The organism is Pseudomonas cavernicola, assembly GCF_003596405.1.
Lineage (GTDB): Bacteria > Pseudomonadota > Gammaproteobacteria > Pseudomonadales > Pseudomonadaceae > Aquipseudomonas > Aquipseudomonas cavernicola.
Window position 1 is genome coordinate 613,555 of the sequence record NZ_QYUR01000006.1, and the last position, 17,807, is coordinate 631,361.

At 59.3% G+C, this 17,807-nt stretch carries 18 protein-coding genes; 6 read left to right on the forward strand and 12 right to left on the reverse strand.

Features of this window, described 5'->3' with window-relative positions; genetic code table 11:
• Window positions 1-27 precede the first annotated feature (27 nt).
• Entirely contained in the window at window positions 28-969 is a 942-nt protein-coding gene (locus D3879_RS19030) for a LysR family transcriptional regulator (protein ID WP_119955809.1), read from the forward strand.
• Window positions 970-994: 25 nt separating this feature from the next.
• Here D3879_RS19030 and D3879_RS19035 read toward each other — a convergent pair whose 3' ends face one another.
• Together D3879_RS19035 and erdR are read right to left on the reverse strand one after the other, a co-directional pair.
• Window positions 995-1,357 (reverse strand): diacylglycerol kinase, encoded by a 363-nt coding sequence (locus D3879_RS19035; RefSeq protein WP_119955810.1) that lies wholly within the window; start codon window positions 1,355-1,357, stop codon window positions 995-997.
• Between the two features lie 85 nt (window positions 1,358-1,442).
• A complete protein-coding gene (gene erdR, locus D3879_RS19040) occupies window positions 1,443-2,093 on the reverse strand; it encodes a response regulator transcription factor ErdR (protein ID WP_119955811.1) in 651 nt (216 codons plus the stop codon).
• A gap of 118 nt (window positions 2,094-2,211) precedes the next feature.
• Between erdR and D3879_RS19045 the strand changes: the two genes are divergently transcribed.
• The gene (locus D3879_RS19045; RefSeq protein ID WP_119955812.1) at window positions 2,212-3,114 is read left to right on the forward strand and encodes a DMT family transporter; all 903 of its coding nucleotides are present in this window, start codon (window positions 2,212-2,214) and stop codon (window positions 3,112-3,114) included.
• Between the two features lie 116 nt (window positions 3,115-3,230).
• Here D3879_RS19045 and D3879_RS19050 read toward each other — a convergent pair whose 3' ends face one another.
• Window positions 3,231-3,941, reverse strand: a complete 711-nt coding sequence (locus tag D3879_RS19050; protein ID WP_119955813.1) for a tRNA-uridine aminocarboxypropyltransferase — start codon at window positions 3,939-3,941, stop codon at window positions 3,231-3,233.
• Between the two features lie 612 nt (window positions 3,942-4,553).
• On the opposite strand from D3879_RS19050, the gene D3879_RS19055 reads away from it, so the two are divergent.
• Together D3879_RS19055 and D3879_RS19060 are read left to right on the forward strand one after the other, a co-directional pair.
• Window positions 4,554-4,952: a quorum-sensing-regulated virulence factor family protein gene (locus tag D3879_RS19055; protein WP_119955814.1), complete on the forward strand. Its 399-nt coding sequence runs from the start codon at window positions 4,554-4,556 to the stop codon at window positions 4,950-4,952.
• Window positions 4,953-5,639: 687 nt separating this feature from the next.
• Entirely contained in the window at window positions 5,640-6,710 is a 1,071-nt protein-coding gene (locus D3879_RS19060) for an LOG family protein (RefSeq protein WP_119955815.1), read from the forward strand.
• A 90-nt stretch (window positions 6,711-6,800) separates the two neighbouring features.
• On the opposite strand, the gene recX is transcribed toward D3879_RS19060, so the two are convergent.
• From recX to D3879_RS19075, 3 genes are all read right to left on the reverse strand, one after another.
• Window positions 6,801-7,265 carry a recombination regulator RecX gene (gene recX, locus D3879_RS19065; RefSeq protein ID WP_119955816.1) on the reverse strand — a complete coding sequence of 155 codons (465 nt, stop codon included), beginning with the start codon at window positions 7,263-7,265 and terminating at the stop codon, window positions 6,801-6,803.
• 8 nt (window positions 7,266-7,273) lie between these two features.
• A complete protein-coding gene (gene recA, locus D3879_RS19070) occupies window positions 7,274-8,323 on the reverse strand; it encodes a recombinase RecA (RefSeq protein WP_119955817.1) in 1,050 nt (349 codons plus the stop codon).
• An 85-nt stretch (window positions 8,324-8,408) separates the two neighbouring features.
• Window positions 8,409-8,909 (reverse strand): CinA family protein, encoded by a 501-nt coding sequence (locus D3879_RS19075; RefSeq protein WP_119955818.1) that lies wholly within the window; start codon window positions 8,907-8,909, stop codon window positions 8,409-8,411.
• 71 nt (window positions 8,910-8,980) lie between these two features.
• Here D3879_RS19075 and mutS point away from each other — a divergent pair, with 71 nt between their 5' ends.
• Both mutS and fdxA read left to right on the forward strand, forming a co-directional pair.
• A complete protein-coding gene (mutS, locus tag D3879_RS19080) occupies window positions 8,981-11,554 on the forward strand; it encodes a DNA mismatch repair protein MutS (RefSeq protein ID WP_119955819.1) in 2,574 nt (857 codons plus the stop codon).
• A gap of 140 nt (window positions 11,555-11,694) precedes the next feature.
• On the forward strand, window positions 11,695-12,018 hold the full coding sequence (gene fdxA, locus D3879_RS19085; protein WP_119955820.1) for a ferredoxin FdxA: 324 nt from the start codon (window positions 11,695-11,697) through the stop codon (window positions 12,016-12,018).
• 454 nt (window positions 12,019-12,472) lie between these two features.
• Here fdxA and rpoS read toward each other — a convergent pair whose 3' ends face one another.
• From rpoS to ispF, 6 genes are all read right to left on the reverse strand, one after another.
• Complete coding sequence (gene rpoS, locus D3879_RS19090; protein ID WP_119955821.1) at window positions 12,473-13,477, reverse strand: RNA polymerase sigma factor RpoS; 1,005 nt, start codon at window positions 13,475-13,477, stop codon at window positions 12,473-12,475.
• A 105-nt stretch (window positions 13,478-13,582) separates the two neighbouring features.
• Window positions 13,583-14,443, reverse strand: coding sequence for a peptidoglycan DD-metalloendopeptidase family protein (locus tag D3879_RS19095; RefSeq protein ID WP_119956357.1), 861 nt, complete (start codon window positions 14,441-14,443; stop codon window positions 13,583-13,585).
• 142 nt (window positions 14,444-14,585) lie between these two features.
• On the reverse strand, window positions 14,586-15,221 hold the full coding sequence (locus D3879_RS19100) for a protein-L-isoaspartate(D-aspartate) O-methyltransferase (protein WP_177412474.1): 636 nt from the start codon (window positions 15,219-15,221) through the stop codon (window positions 14,586-14,588).
• A 41-nt stretch (window positions 15,222-15,262) separates the two neighbouring features.
• Window positions 15,263-16,012, reverse strand: coding sequence for a 5'/3'-nucleotidase SurE (gene surE / locus D3879_RS19105; RefSeq protein ID WP_119955823.1), 750 nt, complete (start codon window positions 16,010-16,012; stop codon window positions 15,263-15,265).
• On the reverse strand, window positions 16,000-17,058 hold the full coding sequence (gene truD / locus D3879_RS19110; protein WP_119955824.1) for a tRNA pseudouridine(13) synthase TruD: 1,059 nt from the start codon (window positions 17,056-17,058) through the stop codon (window positions 16,000-16,002). The genes surE and truD overlap by 13 nt, the downstream gene beginning before the upstream one ends.
• A complete protein-coding gene (gene ispF / locus D3879_RS19115; RefSeq protein ID WP_119955825.1) occupies window positions 17,055-17,528 on the reverse strand; it encodes a 2-C-methyl-D-erythritol 2,4-cyclodiphosphate synthase in 474 nt (157 codons plus the stop codon). The genes truD and ispF overlap by 4 nt, the downstream gene beginning before the upstream one ends.
• Window positions 17,529-17,807 lie beyond the last annotated feature (279 nt).

Sequence of the window (17,807 nt, forward strand, 5' to 3'; positions counted from 1 at the left end):
AAGATATAGGTTATCGGTTATATAGATATGCGATTCACTCTCCGTCAACTTCAGGTCTTTGTCGCCGTCGCGCAGCAGGAAAGCGTGTCGCGCGCGGCAGCATCGCTGGCCCTCTCGCAGTCGGCCGCCAGCACCTCGGTGACTGAGCTGGAGCGGCAGTCCGATTGCCAGCTGTTCGACCGCGCGGGTAAACGCCTGTCGCTCAACGCCCTCGGCCACCAGCTGTTGCCACAAGCGGTAGCGCTGCTGGATCAGGCGAAAGAAATCGAGCGCATGCTCAACGGCAAAAGTGGTTTCAGCTCGCTTTCCGTCGGCGCCACCCTGACAGTGGGTAACTACCTGGCGACCCTGCTGATCGGCAGCTTTATGCAGCACCACCCGGAGTGCCGGGTCAAACTGCACGTACAGAACACCGCTCACGTGGTGCAACAGGTGGCGCACCACGAGATTGATCTGGGGCTGATCGAGGGCGACTGCCAGCATCCGGATATCGAAGTGCAGCCCTGGGTGGAGGATGAACTGGTGGTGTTCTGCGCGCCGCAGCATCCGCTCGCCAGCAGAGGCCAAGCCAATTTAGAGGAGCTGACCCGTGAGGCGTGGATTCTGCGCGAGCAAGGCTCCGGTACGCGCCTCACCTTCGATCAGGCGATGCGTCACCACCCGGCGGCGCTGAATATCCGCCTGGAGCTGGAGCATACCGAGGCGATCAAACGGGCGGTGGAGTCTGGTTTGGGGATTGGCTGTATCTCGCGCCTCGCACTGCGCGATGCGTTTCGCCGAGGCAGCTTGGTGCCAGTGGAAACCCCGGAGCTGGATCTCACCCGGCAGTTCTACTTCATCTGGCATAAACAGAAGTACCGGACTACGGCCATGCGCGAATTCTTAGAGCAATGCAGAAAACTGACGGCAGGCATCAGCCGCAGCGATGAGATCGTGTTGCCGTCGATGCATGGCGTGGATGTACCGTGATGCGGCACATCCATACGAGAACGCCTTAGAGGAGAATGACCGCCCAGACGCTGGCGATCAGGCTCAGCGCGACAAATTGCGCGGCGCTGCCCATGTCCTTGGCATTCTTCGACAACGGGTGCAGATCCAGCGATATGCGGTCGATCGCCGCTTCGACTGCCGAGTTGAGCAGTTCAACGATCAAGGCCACCAAGCACACAGCAATCATTAACGCACGCTCGCCGCGACTGACGTCGAAGTAGAACGCCAGCGGGATCAGCAGCACATTCAGCAGCACCAACTGGCGAAAAGCGGCTTCACCAGTGAAGGCTGCGCGCAGGCCATCAAACGAATAGCCGGCGGCGTTAAGGATGCGTTTCAGGCCGGTCTGGCCCTTGAATGGCGACATGAAGAAAACAACCAATATTGGTGAGGGCCGCAGGCTATGCCAAAAGCGGTCAAAAAAGCGTGAAAACCTGACGCGGCGGACCGGATCAGCTGGCCGGAATGGATTCCAGATGTTGCAATAACAGCGCCGCCTGAGTCCGCGTGCGCACGCCCAGCTTGCGGAAGATGGCGGTGACATGAGCCTTGATCGTCGCTTCGGAAACGTTCAGCTCGTAAGCGATCTGCTTATTCAGCAGGCCATCGCAAACCATGGTCAACACCCGGAACTGCTGTGGCGTCAGGCTAGCCAGCCCGGCACTGGCGGCCTTGGCTTCGGCGGACACACTGCCACCCTCAAGCGCCTGCGGCGGCCACCAGACCTCCCCCTCGAGCACCACTCGTACGGCCTGCTGAATGGTTTCCAGCGAACTGGATTTCGGAATAAAACCACTCGCACCAAACTCGCGGGAACGGGCAACCACGGCGGCTTCTTCCTGGGCCGACACCATCACCACGGGAACCTGTGGGTATTGCCCGCGCAGCAGCACCAGGCCGGAGAACCCATAGGCGCCCGGCATATTCAGGTCGAGCAGCACCAGATCCCAGTCGGCTTTTTCACCAAGTCGGGCTTCCAGCTCAGCGATGCTGGCGGCTTCCACCAGCCGCACATCCGGGCCAAGGCCCAGCGTTAGAGCCTGATGGAGGGCGCTGCGAAACAACGGATGATCATCGGCAATCAGGATTTCGTAGGCGGCCATGGGGCATATCCTGTTCTTGTTGGGGGCCGGAGGCGGCGCCCAGCATGCCGAGCCAGGATGGGGTGGTCAAGTTCAACGCTTTCCGGCACAGTCTGCGGCTTTCCTGCCGAGAACGCCCATGCGAAACCAAGCCCTGCGTGCCGACCTATTAATGCTGATCACCGCGGTGATCTGGGGTAGCGCCTTTGTCGCTCAACGCATGGGCATGGACTCGATCGGCCCGTACCTGTACTCCGGCCTGCGCTTTGCCCTCGGCACCTTGGTATTGCTGCCGCTGGTGTTACGCCGACCAGCCGCTGGGGCAAAACAACCGCTCAACCGTGGCCTACTGCTCGGCGGCGTACTGATGGGGATCGCGCTATCGCTGGGGATCAACCTGCAGCAGGTTGGCTTGCTGTTCACCAGCGTGACCAACTCCGGCTTTATCACCGGGCTGTACGTGATCATCGTACCGCTACTGGGCTTGGCACTGGGTCACAAGACCGGCCTCGGCACCTGGCTGGGTGCGAGCCTGGCGGTGCTCGGCATGTTCCTGCTAAGCGTCGGTGAGAATTTCCACGTGGCCTCCGGCGACTGGTTGCAACTGGCCGGCGCCTTTGTATGGGGCATCCATGTTTTGCTGGTGGGCTTTTTCGCCAGCCGCTATGACCCGATCCGTCTGGCGGCCATCCAGTTCGCCGTGTGCGCGCTGGTCAGCCTGCTGCTGGCGCTGGTGTTCGAAGAGATCCAATTGGACAACATCGTTGCCGCCGGCCCGGCGATTATTTATGGCGGGTTGATCTCAGTCGGGATCGGCTACACCTTGCAAGTAATCGCGCAGAAACATGCCATCGCCTCCCACGCGGCCATCATCTTCTCGCTCGAGGCGGTATTCGCCGCCATTGCCGGCGCCCTGCTGCTCGACGAGTCGCTGCACCTGCGCGGCTATATCGGCTGCGGTTTGATGTTCGCCGGGATGCTGGTGGCGCAGTTGTGGCCGAAGAAGCTCGACACCAGCGCGCTTGAAACGAAAACCGCATGACAACCTTGCTGGCCTGAGTCCGCTCAAAAGATTGCGTCATGCCCGCCTACGCGACGGGGATGACGAGATAGAGCGGGCAACTCTCTCGCACGCCCCAATAGCGCTATCCGGCAAGCCTACAGATACGCCGCCAGCCGCCGGTGCGCCTCGTCTTCGGGATCAACCGCGCGCTGATACTTGGCGCCCAGGTAATGTGCAGTAAACACCTCAAGGTAAGCATCCAGCGCCGCGCCGGCCCGCTGCTCACCCGCCAGCTCCAGGCACAACGCCGCCACCTCCGAAGTACACAGATGGTCGTCTCGCTTGGAGCGCCGCAGGCGATAACGCGACAGTTGCTCGGGTTGCAGGCTAAGCACCGGCAGGCTGTCGAGATAGGGACTTTTACGGAACATCTTGCGCGCCTCGGTCCAAGTCGCATCGAGCAGGATAAATAGCGGGCGCGTGCCCTCTTCCAGCGTGACCTCGGTCACCACCCGCTCAGGCGCGACAAACTCACCGGGGAACACCACATAAGGTTGCCACTGCGGATCGTTCAGCAGCACCGGTACCTCGGGTTCGACCGAGGTGCGAAACCAACTGTAGGCGAAGGTGTCCGGCACCACGTCGGCAATCAACCAACCGGTGTTGGTCGGTTTCAACGGTTCCACGTCGTGCATCAACAGACAGACGCCCGCCTGCGTCTGCATCCGTGGACGCCAGGCGCACAGGCAATAGCTGTCGATCACCCGGCAATGTTCGCAACGTACCGCTCGCGAACCACGGGCGATGAAAGGTTTGGTACTGCGCTCCAGACGTTCGGCGCGCAGCCGAGAAACCGCATGGCTCATCGCAGCTTTCGAGCAAAAAGACAAACACTGAACATACGAACATTCCGATGAGCAAAAGAGGCGGCCAAGTTTATCAGAGGCTTTGCTGAAAACCGCCTGGAGCCAGGCTCAAGGTCATTCAAGCGTTAACGTGAACAGCTCTTAACCTTCAGCAGCAGTGGGACTCAACCCCCTGTGATCAGTCGCTTTGAAATTGGCCAACCACCGGTCCGTTGCTTCATTAACGCCACCACACATGCTGTCGACTGAGTACCAACAGCACCAAGCCCGCCTGCAACCCACGCAAAGAGCGGTTTCGGCTGCCCCTACGGCCACCACGGACACGAATCGCTAGCATCATTGCTGAGCGTGTGGCTGACACGACTCTTGAGCGGCAACTGGCAGGAGGCGAACAAGGTTAGAGGCATTTCGCGCAGTGGCTGAATAACGCTGACAAACGCTCCGCTCGCGACTGATAGCGAGTGCCGCAGGACACACCGGCCATGCTCGGGCTTGATCTCCCCTTGTGGCTTGTTCAGGATGCGCGCTGCTACAGTTCTGAACTCTTGGCTAGGCGGGTGAACACCCACCGCCATCCGGGGTCAAACTCGTTTTATCTTTATGGAGATTTACATGCTGCGCGTTATGGCTCTCGCCCTCTGCTTTGTCCTGCCCACTGCACAGGCCGCCTCGCTCAAGGACTACGAACTGGTCAAAATGCTGGATAAAGTGGCCAAAGAAAGCAGCGTTGGCACGCCACGAGCTATCAACGAAGACATCCTTGATCAGGGCTACACAGTAGACGGCAACGAGCTGGTCAATCACCTGAGTGTGCGTGAAGGCCACGCTGTACAGATGCGCGGCAATCCCGACGCGGTGCGCACGCAGCTGGCCAACAGCGTTTGCCACAACACCGGCTATCGCCAGCTACTGGCCCGCGGCGCAGTGCTGCGCTATCAATTCAGCGAGTACAAGACCAACCGCCCGGTCACCACTGAGCGCTTCAGCAAAGCTGACTGCGGCCTGCAGTAATCCGCCCTGCTGCGCCGAGGGCGCACCGCATGTCGGCCACAAGACACTGCAAACAACCGTCTCCCTGGCGATATCGGTAGCTTGTGCCGCTTGCTGCAGCAAGTGGTACAGAGCCGATTGACCCACAGAATAAGTTGGCGCGTCGTTGCGGCGGCGGACTGTTGCGAGTCCTTACGCCAACGAGAGAACAGCTACTCCCTAAACGCCTCGCACTCGGATCGCCCTGACCCGAGCGTGAAAGCAAACGCTGCGGTATTGCAGGCCAATCCACCAACACGCGCATCCCTGCGTCAACAGATCTGCGCTGACATCCCGCTTCGTGGTACAAACCTAAGCTCTCGGCCTTACGAGCAAACCGTCTACATGGCCTGTTTGATTGCAGTAGTAAGCTCATCACCTTGAGCTTTACTGAACACTACGGAGATCGAAAAAAACCAACTCACCGCGCGAGCGCATAACGCAGAAGCCCTGATCGAGCAGGCCCGCTTTTGAACCCGAAGGAGCGCTCGCACTCGAAGCCAGTCCTGATCGATACACATCACTCTCGATCAGCGCCTGCCAGACCTCATTGGGTCTGACTCCGCAATTCAAGCCACCCTGCCTGAATTGCTCGCGACACAACCCGTGTCGCAGCCGTGCCAACTCTCGTGGCATAGCCAAAGGTTCTGCAGCACAAGGAGAAGTTGAATGCCTTACGAACCGGACGACTATCTATCTCGTCACTTCCAGACCAGTGGGATCGACCTCGCCAGCAAGGTCGATGAACTGGTCGCGCTGTCTACCCCTGGCAGCAGCGTCAATCTAGCGCTTTACCGCGAAATGCTGATCACCGTCATCCGCATGGCCCAAGCCGACCGCAATCGCTGGGACGCCAAAATCATGCTGCAAACCCTGCGTGAGATGGAGCACGCCTTCAGCACCCTCGAGCAGTTCAAACGCCGACGCAAGGTCACCGTTTTCGGCTCAGCACGAACTCCAGTCGATCATTCGATCTACGCCTTGGCACGCGAACTCGGCGCCACTCTGGCGCGTTATGACTTGATGGTGGTTACCGGTGCCGGTGGCGGCATCATGGCGGCGGCCCATGAAGGCGCCGGGCTGGAGAACAGCCTGGGCTTCAACATCACCCTGCCCTTCGAGCAAGGCGCCAACGCCACCGTCGAAGGCAGTGGCAACCTGTTGTCGTTCCATTTCTTCTTCCTGCGCAAGCTGTTCTTCGTCAAAGAGGCCGACGCACTGGTGCTCTGCCCTGGTGGCTTTGGCACGCTGGATGAAGCGCTGGAAGTGCTGACACTGATCCAGACCGGGAAAAGCCCGCTGGTACCTGTGGTACTACTGGATGAGCCCGGCGGTAGCTTCTGGCAGGATGCCTTGGCCTTCATCCACAAGCAGCTGGAGGGCAATGGCTACATCCTCCCCAGCGATATGAAACTGATCCGCCTGGTACACAGCGCCGAAGAAGCAGCGGAAGAAATTGCCCAGTTCTATAGCAACTTCCACTCCAGCCGCTGGCTCAAGGACCGCTTTGTGATTCGCATGAACCATACGTTGAGCGAGGCCGCGCTGGCACAACTGCACGAAGACTTTACCGACCTCTGCAAGAGCGACGGCTTTCAGCAGCAAGCGCTATTCGACGCAGAACGCGACGAACCCGAGCTGAGCCACCTGACCCGGCTGGCCTTCATGTTCAATGGTCGTGATCACGGCCGTTTGCGTGAGCTGCTCGACACCATCAACCGGCCGCAAAATTGGGCGTAACCCGCCTAACTCTCGCAGTTATAGCTGAACCTGTTTCCTCGACATCCAGCCATGCGCACAGCGCATGGCTTAAGGCTGCCGGCGACACACTCATTCGTCGAAGGCGCCGCGCAGCAAGCGGCCAATCAAGTCCAGTGGATAACCGCGATAACTAAGGAAACGGCCCTGCTGGGCACGTTCACGAGCATCACCGGGTTGCTGCCCGGCAAACTTGCGCCGCCAGGTTTCCTCCAACTGCTCACGCCAATCAATCCCGCTGTCGCGCAAGGCCTGTTCGATATCCGCCCGCGACAAACCGCGTTGCGTCAACTCTTCACGGATGCGCAACGGCCCATAGCCGGAGCGCGCGCGATAGGAGACAAAACTTTCCAGGTAACGGGACTCAGAGAGCAACCCCTCTTCCGTAAGACGGTCGAGGGCGGGCTCAATTAACTCAGGAGGGGCACCGCGCTTGCGCAACTTACGCGTCAGCTCGACGCGCCCATGCTCGCGGCGCGCCAGGAGATCCATGGCGGTCCGCCGTACTGCGGCAGGGTTGTCGAGCACAACGGACATAGTGCGAATTAAACGTCGGCGTCGGCCAGATCATCGACCGTGCTGGTCGCAGCGGCGGCGCTAGCGTTGGAAGCCACCAGCAGTTTTTCGCGGATCAACTTCTCGATGGTCTTGCCAACTTCCGGATTGTCTTCCAGGTACTTGGCGGAGTTCGCCTTACCCTGGCCAATCTTATTGCCGAGATAGCTGTACCAAGCGCCGGACTTCTCCAGCAGGCCAAGCTGCACGCCCAGATCGATGATTTCACCGTTCCGATAGATGCCTTTACCGTAAAGGATCTGGAACTCGGCTTGACGGAATGGCGGCGCCACCTTGTTTTTCACCACTTTGACACGGGTTTCGCTACCTACCACCTCGTCACCCTCTTTCACCGCACCAGTGCGACGGATGTCCAAACGGACAGAGGCATAGAACTTCAGGGCGTTACCGCCAGTGGTGGTTTCCGGGCTACCGAACATCACGCCGATCTTCATGCGGATCTGGTTGATGAAGATCACCAGGCAATTGGCGTTTTTGATGTTGCCAGTGATTTTACGCAGCGCTTGAGACATCAAGCGGGCCTGCAGGCCGACGTGCATATCGCCCATCTCGCCTTCGATTTCGGCCTTAGGCACCAGAGCCGCCACGGAGTCGATGATAATCACGTCCACCGCATTGGAGCGCACCAACATGTCGGTGATCTCCAGCGCCTGCTCACCGGTGTCCGGCTGCGAAACCAGCAGGTCATCGACGTTCACGCCCAGCTTAGCGGCGTAATCCGGATCAAGTGCGTGCTCGGCATCGACGAAGGCGCACGTCGCGCCCATTTTCTGCGCTTCGGCAATCACCGATAGCGTCAGAGTGGTTTTACCGGAGGACTCGGGGCCGTAGATTTCGACGATCCGGCCTTTCGGCAGACCGCCAATGCCAAGCGCGATATCCAACCCGAGAGAGCCGGTAGAAATGGCCGGAATCGCCTGGCGATCATGATCGCCCATGCGCATTACCGCGCCTTTGCCGAATTGCTTTTCAATCTGGCCAAGGGCCGCAGCCAAGGCGCGCTTCTTATTCTCGTCCATTGAATCCTCACGTGATCAAGAGGGCCTAGCGGCCGCTAACAACTGTATAAGTAGCCAGTATTATTCCATAGGGCAAGTCGCTCGCCTACCCCTGAACTGGATTTTCTCCCGCGGCTAGTCGGATCAGCCCCGCTAGCGCGGCCTCGACCGTTTGTCGGCGCACTTCAGCGCGGCCGCCCGAGAACTGCCGACACTGCGTAAATAGCTGTTCGGCATTGCACCAAGCCAACCAGACCGTGCCCACTGGCTTTGCCGGTGAACCACCATCCGGGCCAGCCACTCCGCTCACCGCCACAGCGAAGCGCGCACCGCTTTTAGACTGTGCGCCGCGCGCCATGGCCTCGACCACCTCACGACTGACCGCACCAACCAACGAAAACAACTCGGCCGGTACATCCAGCTGAAGGGACTTTTGTCTGTTCGAATAGGTGACATAACCCGCTTCAAACCAAACCGAGCTACCAGAGATACGGGTGATCGCTTCGGCAATGCCGCCGCCCGTGCAGGACTCGGCGGTAGTCACCTGCGCATTCAAAGACTGCAAGCATCCGCCAAGCTGAGCGGCGAGACGAGTAATCTCTTCCAAGACCTTCTCCGGGGTTAAAGCGGGTTAGTTGGATACCGTACACTAGCGCCTTTTGCACGCAAGGCCAGGTAATGAGTCAGAGCGACCTCTCCGCACACACCCCGATGATGCAGCAATATTGGAGGCTGAAAAATCAGCACCCGGATCAGCTGATGTTCTACCGCATGGGTGACTTCTACGAGATCTTCTACGAAGACGCGAAGAAGGCCGCCAAGCTGCTCGACATCACCCTGACCGCCCGTGGCCAGTCGGCCGGCACCGCCATTCCGATGTGCGGGATTCCTTATCATGCCGCCGAAGGTTATCTGGCCAAGCTGGTCAAGCTTGGCGAGTCGGTAGTGATCTGCGAACAGATTGGCGACCCGGCGACCAGCAAAGGCCCGGTCGATCGCCAAGTGGTCCGCATCATCACCCCTGGCACGGTGAGCGACGAAGCGCTGCTCGACGAGCGCCGGGATAACTTGCTGGCCGCCGTATTGGGTGACGAGCGCCTGTTCGGCTTGGCCGTGCTGGACATCACCAGCGGTCGCTTCAGCGTGCTGGAAATCAACGGCTGGGAGAATCTGCTCGCCGAACTGGAGCGTCTCAACCCGGTTGAGCTGCTGATTCCGGATGATTGGCCGCAAGGCTTGCCCGCAGAGAAACGCCGCGGCGTACGTCGTCGCGCGCCCTGGGACTTCGAGCGTGATTCGGCGCTCAAAAGCCTCTGCCAACAGTTCGCCACCCAGGATCTGAAAGGCTTTGGCTGCGAGAGCCTGACCCTTGCCATCGGCGCCGCCGGCTGCCTGCTGGCCTACGCCAAAGAGACTCAGCGCACTGCCCTGCCGCACCTGCGCAGCCTGCGCCATGAGCGCCTTGACGACACGGTGATCCTTGACGGCGCCAGCCGCCGCAACCTTGAACTGGACACCAACCTCGCCGGTGGCCGCGACAACACCCTGCAATCGGTGGTCGACCGCTGCCAGACCGCCATGGGCAGCCGCTTGCTGACTCGCTGGCTGAATCGCCCGTTACGCCAGCGCGCGGTGCTGGATGCGCGTCAGGAATCCATCGCCTGCCTGCTGGAACGCTATCGCTTCGAGAACCTGCAACCGCAATTGAAAGAGATCGGCGACGTCGAGCGCATACTCGCCCGCATCGGCTTGCGCAATGCACGCCCGCGCGATCTGGCGCGCCTGCGTGATGCTCTCGCGGCACTACCTGAATTGCAGAAAGCAATGACTGAACTGGAAGCGCCACACCTGATTGAGCTGGCGGCAACTGTCCGCACTTATCCAGAACTGGCGAACCTGCTGCAACGCGCGATTATCGATAATCCACCCGCCGTGATCCGTGATGGCGGCGTGCTCAAGACCGGCTACGACGCAGAGCTGGACGAGCTGCAATCGCTGAGTGAGAACGCCGGACAATTCCTGATCGATCTCGAAACGCGCGAGAAGGCCCGTACCGGACTGGCAAACCTGAAAGTTGGCTACAACCGCATACACGGCTATTTCATCGAACTACCGAGCAAGCAGGCCGAGCAGGCGCCTGCCGACTATATCCGTCGGCAAACGCTGAAAGGCGCCGAACGCTTTATCACACCCGAGCTGAAAGAGTTCGAAGACAAGGCGCTCTCCGCCAAGAGCCGTGCCCTGGCCCGCGAAAAAATGCTTTATGACGAGCTGCTGGAGCGGCTGATCGGCCACCTTGGCCCACTGCAAGACAGCGCCAGCGCATTAGCCGAACTGGATGTACTGAGCAACCTGGCCGAGCGCGCCCTGAACCTCGATCTGAATCGCCCGCGCTTCGTCGATGAGCCGCGCATGCTCATCGTGCAGGGGCGCCATCCAGTAGTTGAGCAAGTATTGACCACCCCCTTCGTCGCTAACGATCTGACGCTGGATGACGCAACCCGAATGCTGGTCATTACCGGCCCGAACATGGGTGGTAAATCCACTTATATGCGGCAAACCGCGCTGATCGTGCTGCTTGCGCATATCGGCAGCTTCGTCCCGGCAGCCAGCTGCGAGCTATCGCTGGTCGACCGCATTTTTACCCGTATCGGCTCCAGCGACGACCTCGCCGGCGGCCGTTCGACTTTTATGGTCGAGATGAGCGAAACCGCCAATATCCTGCACAATGCCAGCGATCGCAGCCTGGTGCTGATGGACGAAGTTGGGCGCGGCACTAGCACCTTCGACGGCCTGTCACTCGCCTGGGCGGCAGCCGAACATCTGGCCAAACTGCGTGCCTATACGCTGTTTGCCACCCACTATTTCGAGCTGACGGTACTGCCGGAAAACGAGCCAGTCGTGGCCAACGTGCACCTGAATGCTACCGAGCACAACGAGCGCATCGTCTTTCTGCACCACGTTCTGCCTGGCCCTGCGAGCCAAAGCTATGGCTTGGCAGTCGCACAGCTAGCCGGCGTTCCCGGCGGTGTCATTCTGCGCGCCCGCCAACATCTCGCCCGCCTAGAAACCACCAGCCTACCCCATGAGCTTCCGCGCGCAGAGCCCGGACAGCCTGCGCTACCGATGCAAAGCGACCTGTTTGCCAGCATGCTGCATCCAGTGCTCGAGGAATTGTCGAAGATCAATCCGGATGATCTAACTCCGCGTCGTGCGCTGGAACTGTTATATACACTGAAAACGCGAATCTAACGCCCGCCCGCGCAAGCTGTTAGAATCGCGCGCGCTTTGGGATGCTGCGGCCTATAGCCTGGCGCCGCAGCTATAATTTCCCGAGCAGAGGAGTCCAACTCATACAAGGACTCCCCAGCCGCCTGAGGAGAGAATTAGAAATGACCTTCGTCGTCACCGACAACTGCATCAAGTGCAAATACACCGACTGCGTGGAAGTCTGTCCGGTGGACTGCTTCTACGAAGGCCCGAATTTCCTGGTGATTCACCCGGACGAGTGCATCGACTGCGCACTCTGCGAGCCCGAGTGCCCAGCCCAGGCGATCTTCTCGGAAGATGAAGTGCCTGATGACATGCAGGAATTTATCGCGCTGAACTGTGATCTGGCCGAAATCTGGCCCAATATCACCGAGAAGAAAGAAGCACTGGCCGACGCCGAAGAGTGGGATGGCGTCAAAAACAAGCTGGAACAGCTGGAACGCTGATTGCTGCAGACTTGAACGCAAAAGGCCCGCATCAGCGGGCCTTTTGCATTTTTGCCTGTCACTTTTCTACAGGCAAAAAAAGGGGCGGTTTGACCCGCCCACTCTTTTGTCCCTACTCCCTTTCTTTCCCACCTCATCGTCCTGATGAATCGCTTCCCGCGATGTTCCCGACCAACATCCTTGCCGGCCCGCGTCATTCCCTAGACGCAGGTGTGATAGTAGCGATATCCCTGACAGCAGCAAGTCAGGCTAAATATCTAGAGGCTATTCAATGAACGCAAAATATAAAAATAAAGTTATAAATATCAACATGTTAGAAAATAGCGACGAACACATCAGACACCTTGCTGGCCGATCTTCCCTGCAATCACTTACACCACTTGTAAGCAATCACTTACAAGACCTCACACAAAAAACCCGGCCAGAGCCGGGTCTTTATTGGATCGTTAAACAGTTACTGGAACAGCGCGTCACTCGACAAGCCGTTCTTCTCCAGAATTTCACGCAGACGCTTGAGCGCCTCCACTTGAATCTGTCGCACCCGCTCGCGGGTCAGACCAATCTCCTGGCCAACCTCCTCCAGAGTGCAACTCTCATGGCCTCGCAGCCCAAAGCGCCGTACCACGACCTCACGTTGCTTATCGGTCAGTTCCGACAGCCACTGGTCAATGCTCTGCGATAGATCATCGTCCTGCAACAACTCGCAAGGGTCGGTCGGGCGATCATCGGTCAAGGTATCGAGCAGCGTCTTGTCGGAGTCCGGCCCGAGGGAGACATCCACTGAGGACACGCGCTCGTTAAGTCCCAGCATGCGCTTTACCTCGCCGACCGGCTTTTCCAGCAGACTGGCAATCTCTTCCGCCGAGGGCTCGTGGTCGAGCTTTTGCGTCAGCTCACGCGCGGCGCGTAGGTAAACGTTCAATTCCTTGACCACATGAATCGGCAACCTGATCGTCCGGGTCTGATTCATGATGGCCCGTTCGATCGTCTGCCGAATCCACCAGGTGGCATAAGTCGAGAAACGGAAGCCGCGCTCAGGATCGAACTTCTCCACCGCTCGAATCAGGCCAAGGTTGCCCTCTTCGATAAGATCTAGCAGCGACAAGCCGCGATTAACGTAACGTCGAGCAATCTTCACCACCAGGCGCAGGTTGCTTTCGATCATGCGCTTACGCCCAGCCGGATCGCCCTTCTGCGCCAACCGCGCGAAGTGCACCTCCTCTTCTGGAGTAAGTAGGGGGGAGAAACCAATTTCGTTGAGGTACAGCTGAGTTGCGTCTAGCGCACGAGTGTAGTCGATGTACTTGTGTTGCTTAGGTGAGGTGGAGTGTTTGGATTTGGCGCGCTTGGTAGGAGTATCGGACTCCTCACTCAGCACTTCCTCCAAGACGATGCCCGACTCCATAAGGAGCACTTCATCATCTAAGTCAAACTCCGGCGCTTCTTTGTTGAGTGCCATTTTTGTTGTCCCTTGCTGAGTTCGACAGCAAGCTCTGGCGGCGCCTTGTTTCCCTGGCAACACCTGAGCCCGTCCTCCTACATGGTGGCGCGGGCTGACAGCGGATCAACGGCGAGGCAGGAATTGCAGCGGATCTACAGGTTTACCCTGACGGCGAATCTCAAAGTGGAGTTTCACTCGATCGGCTCCTGTGGAACCCATTTCGGCAATTGTCTGCCCAACTTTGACCTGCTGCCCCTCCCGTACCAAAAGCCTGCGGTTGTGGCCGTAGGCGCTTACGTAGGTATCGCTGTGTTTGATGATCACCAATTCGCCGTAACCCCGTAATCCACTTCCGGCGTACACTACGGAACCATCTGACGCAGCTAAAATAGGCTGTCCTAATTCCCCAGCGATATCAATTCCTTTATTCAAACTACCGTTTGAGGAAAAACGTCCGATCAAAGCGCCGCCGGCAGGCCATGCCCAACCTGTGGCCGAGCGGCTTACTGCTTGCACTGGAGTATTGGCCGGTGACTGCACGTCAGGAGCCTGAACCGGGCGGTTAACCGGCGCAGTTCGCTCTGGCACGGCGGGCGTTTTGACCGCTGATGACGTCACTACGACCGGCGTGGCGGCAGCAACGGATTGTCCGCCGCGCGACTTGCCATCAAAGCGAATCGCCTGCCCCACACGAATCGTATAAGGCGAAGGAATGTTGTTGCGCGCAGCCAGCGCTTTCCAGTCCCAGCCGAAGCGGAAGGCGATCGAATAGAGCGTATCGCCACGTTTAACCACGTATTGCCCGCTAGTTACGGCTTGACGTTTCTGGATGGGTGCCGCGCGATTGTTATTGCGATCGACCACCTGCACGGTACTAGACGGCGAACTACTGCAACCGGCCAATAGCGCACTGAGGACAAGGCCACTCAGCAGACGTTGTACGCCACTGATGCAAATCCGCGGCTGAATGGCTGTGAGACTCACCCGCCTCTCCCTTTCCCAGTGACTATTCATGGTTCATGGTCGTTATTGTGCAGAAATTATTCGGCGCAGCCAGTAACACTTCTGGCGCTACCCTTGGCGCGAAACAATTAGAGATGTTTCTTGAATCTATCCGCACCAAGAGTCAGACCAAGGGTCCATTGAGCAGCGGCACAAAACGCACCGCATCCAGCACATGTCGAGAGAAACCATTCTCTTCACGGACAATCAGCATCAGCTGCTGCACATCACCCGCTCCGACTGGAATCACCAAACGCCCCCCCGGAGCCAGTTGATCGAGCAGTGCCTGCGGCACCACGGCCGCTGCAGCAGTGACGATGATGCCGTTGTAGGGCGCCAGCGCCGACCAACCTTCCCAGCCGTCACCCCAGCGAAAGACCACGTTGCGCAGGTTGAGCTCGATCAACCGCTCTTTCGCGCGGTCTTGCAGCACCTGTATCCGCTCGACCGAAAATACCCGCTCGACCAACTGAGCCAGCACCGCCGTCTGATAACCCGAGCCGGTGCCGATTTCCAGCACCTTGTCCAAAGGCCCGGCCGCCAGTAGCAGCTCGGTCATGCGCCCGACCATGTAGGGCTGGGAGATGGTCTGGTTATGCCCGATGGGCAAGGCGGTGTCTTCATAGGCGCGATGCGCCAACGCCTCATCGACGAACAGATGCCGAGGGGTACGGCGAATCACTTCGAGCACCCGGGGGTTGGACAAACCTTCCTCGTATAGGCGCTGAATCAAACGTTCGCGGGTGCGCTGCGAGGTCATGCCTATGCCGCGGCGCTGCAAATCGTCTTGCTCACGAGCCATCAGAGCAGGCCCTCCAACCAACTGTCGAGGCCCCTGAAGGCCTCATGAAAAGTACGATCCAACTGCAGCGGGGTAATCGATACATAGCCCTGCATCACTGCATGGAAATCCGTCCCCGGCCCACCATCCTCGGCATCGCCGGCCACCGAGATCCAGTAGCCTTCTTTGCCACGCGGGTTCACCACTTTAACCGGTGCCGCCGCGCGGGCACGGTGACCGAGGCGGGTCAGCTGGATGCCACGGATATGATCCAGCGGCAGGTTAGGGATGTTCACATTGAGCACGGTGCGCGGCGGCAGATCGAGCTTGTCGTGGGCCGACACCAATTTGCGGGCAATGTACGCGGCGGCCGGCAGGTTGTCCGGCTGACGCGACAACAGCGAAAAAGCGAATGCCGGCCGGCCGATGAAACGCCCCTCCAGGGCAGCCGCCACGGTGCCGGAATAGAGCACATCATCGCCCAGGTTGGCGCCCAGGTTGATACCCGACACCACCATCTCCGGTACCGACTCCAACAGGCCGTTAAGGCCCAGATGAACGCAATCCGCCGGGGTGCCATTCAGGCTGATAAAACCGTTAGCGAGGTATTGCGGGTGTAGCGGACGGTCGAGGGTCAGGGAGCTGCTTGCGCCGCTCTTGTCCTGATCCGGGGCGATGACTACGCACTCGGCATAATCCACCAGCGCGGCATGCAGCGCGGCGAGACCGGGTGCAGTCACTCCGTCGTCGTTCGAAATCAGAATACGCATGGGTTATCCGTCTGCCCTGCCGGCAGCAGATCGACAAGCTCACGCACCATTACGGTGGCAAAGCATCCAGCCGGCAGGACGAATTCCAGTTGCAGAATGTCAGGCTCAGGATAATGCCACGTCAAACCACCAATGGGGAGGCGCAGGATGCGCCGTTCGTGCGCCATGCCCGCTGCGACCAACCAATCGCGCAATTCCGCCTCATTTTCTGCGACTGCCTGCTCCAAAATATAGGTAGCCCCAGCCGTCGGTGATTCACCCGCGCCCCACATCGGCCCCGTTGGATGCAGATCGAGAATCGCCAAACGCGGGTCACTACATTCGGCCTCTCCCGCTGGGAAAAAGCTGCGGCTATCGGTGAAGGCCAGCAAATCGCCCACCCGTGCCTGCTGCCAACTGCCATCCGCTACACGGGCCGCCAACACCTGATTGAACAAGTAGCTGCGGGCCGCCGAGAGCAGCCGTGAACGCAGATTGCGTTGTTCCGGCAACTCTTTGCGATTGGCGAAATCACGCGCCTGCACCACATTGCCGCCCTGATAAGCAAAACGCTGGCTGCCGAAGTAATTCGGCACCCCCTGGGCCGCGATCTGTTGCAGACGCGCTTCCAGGGCCGCGGGATCGCCGGCTAGCTGAGTCAAGCGCAAGGTAAAACCATTCGCCGCATGAGCCCCACGGTGCAGCTTGCGTTTGTGCCGCGCGACTTTGAGGATACTCAGGGTTTCGCCTTCCGCGGCAGACAGATCAGGGTCAGCCTTGCCGGGTAGATGCAGACTGAACCACTGGCGGGTCAGCGCCTGACGATCTTTCAAACCGGCATAGCTGATCATCTTCAATGGCACACCTGCGGCGCGCGCCAGTCGGCGGGCCGCTTCCTCGGTGTTCAGCCCGCGCTTTTCTACCCACAACCAGAGGTGTTCGCCCTCTCCGGCCAGTGGAATATCCAGCACTTCATCGACCTGGAAGTCTTCCGCCGTGGCTTTCAGTACCGCGCGACCGACGGCCTCACCATGGGCTCGCGGGCCAAGCAGTTCGAACTCAGTCATAGGGCCACCAACAAGGCAACTGCATGCACGGCGATGCCTTCTTCGCGGCCGGTAAAGCCGAGTTTCTCAGTGGTCGTGGCTTTCACATTCACCTGATCCAATTCGACTGCCAGATCGGCGGCAATCGCCGCACGCATCGCCTCGATATGCGGCGCCATCTTCGGCGCCTGCGCCACGATGGTGGCGTCGACGTTGCCGACCTTCCAGCCTTTACCCTTCACCAATCCGAGCACATGACGCAGCAGGACCCGGCTATCCGCGCCCTTGAACTGTGGATCGGTATCCGGGAAGTGCTTGCCGATATCGCCCAGCGCCGCCGCGCCAAGCAGGGCATCGCTCAGCGCATGCAGCAGCACATCGCCATCGGAATGGGCGATCAGCCCGAATGAGTGGGGAATACGCACGCCGCCGAGGGTAATGAAGTTACCTTCACCGAAGCGGTGTACATCGTAGCCGTGGCCAATACGCATCGAACTGCTCATGAAGAAATCGGGCCCTGAAAAGTCAGGGCCCGATTCTAACCGCTTTGGCTGGCGTTAGAACGTGTTCAAGATCGTCGCGAGCGCAGATCAGGGCCGCACCCGTTCTCGAAAATGCTCCCGGCATTTTTCCTACCTCCCCCATCCATGGGGTCGCCTACGGGTAGCGGCATCCCCCACATCCATGTGGGTCACCAGGCGTAACGAGTCAAGCAGGCGAGGGCGCGGACGACTGCATGGATGCAGGAGGTAGGGCGAAGCAGGATGCCC